Origin of the sequence: Paraburkholderia sp. J67 (assembly GCF_905220265.1) — a bacterium.
Lineage (GTDB): Bacteria > Pseudomonadota > Gammaproteobacteria > Burkholderiales > Burkholderiaceae > Paraburkholderia.
In genome coordinates this window covers 1-1,044 of the sequence record NZ_CAJMZK010000080.1, presented here as the reverse complement: position 1 = coordinate 1,044, position 1,044 = coordinate 1, and the positions used below count along the sequence as shown (strand labels likewise).

At 61.6% G+C, this 1,044-nt stretch carries 1 protein-coding gene and 1 pseudogene; both read left to right on the top strand.

All coding sequences use genetic code 11. From position 1 onward, the window contains the following. Nucleotides 1–811, top strand: an 811-nt coding sequence (locus tag U5782_RS41240; RefSeq protein WP_322049619.1) for an acetaldehyde dehydrogenase (acetylating), incomplete at its 5' end; no start/stop codon positions are given. 4 nt (nucleotides 812–815) lie between these two features. Beyond that, nucleotides 816–1,044, top strand: a pseudogene (locus tag U5782_RS41235) (4-hydroxy-2-oxovalerate aldolase); the annotation flags it as partial.

The window sequence follows — 1,044 nt, the reverse complement described above, 5'->3', positions numbered from 1 at the left end:
GCGCGCTGCGCGTCTGGGCGTGGCCACTACGCATGAAGGTGTGGAAGGACTCACGCGTCTGCCCGTGTTCAACGAAATCGACTTCGTGTTCGACGCGACGTCGGCGGGCGCACATGTGAAAAACGATGCGCTGCTGCGCAAGCTGAAGCCGTCGATTCGCGTGATCGATCTGACGCCCGCCGCGATTGGCCCGTATTGCGTGCCCGTTGTGAATCTGGATGCGCATATCGACGCGCCGAACGTGAATATGGTCACATGTGGCGGTCAGGCGACCATTCCGATTGTCGCGGCGGTCTCGCGTGTAGCGAAGGTGCATTACGCGGAAATCGTCGCATCGATCAGCAGCAAATCGGCGGGGCCGGGTACTCGCGCGAATATCGACGAATTCACCGAAACGACTTCCAAGGCGATCGAAGCGGTAGGCGGCGCGGCGAAGGGCAAAGCCATCATCGTGCTCAATCCGGCCGAGCCGCCGGTGATGATGCGCGACACGGTGTACACGCTTTCGGCGCTGGCCGACCGCGATGCGGTCGAGCGCTCGATCGAAGAGACCGTGGCGAAGGTGCATGCGTATGTACCGGGCTATCGACTCAAGCAGAAAGTGCAGTTCGATGAAATCCCCGCGAGCGCGCCGCTGAACATTCCGGGCCTCGGCAAATTCAGCGGCCTGAAGACTTCGGTATTCCTCGAAGTGGAAGGCGCGGCGCACTATCTGCCCGCCTACGCAGGCAATCTCGACATCATGACTTCCGCCGCGCTCGCCACCGCCGAACGCGTGGCGCAGACGCTCTTGAGCGTGCAAGGAGCGTAAAGCGATGAGCAAGAAACTCTACATCTCCGACGTCACGCTGCGCGACGGCAGCCACGCGATTCGCCATCAATACTCGATCCAGAACGTGCAGGACATCGCCCGCGCGCTGGACAAGGCTAAGGTCGACAGCATCGAGGTCGCGCATGGCGACGGCCTGCAAGGTTCGAGCTTCAACTATGGCTTCGGCGCACATAGCGATCTGGAGTGGATCGAAGCCGTGGCCGACGTGGTCA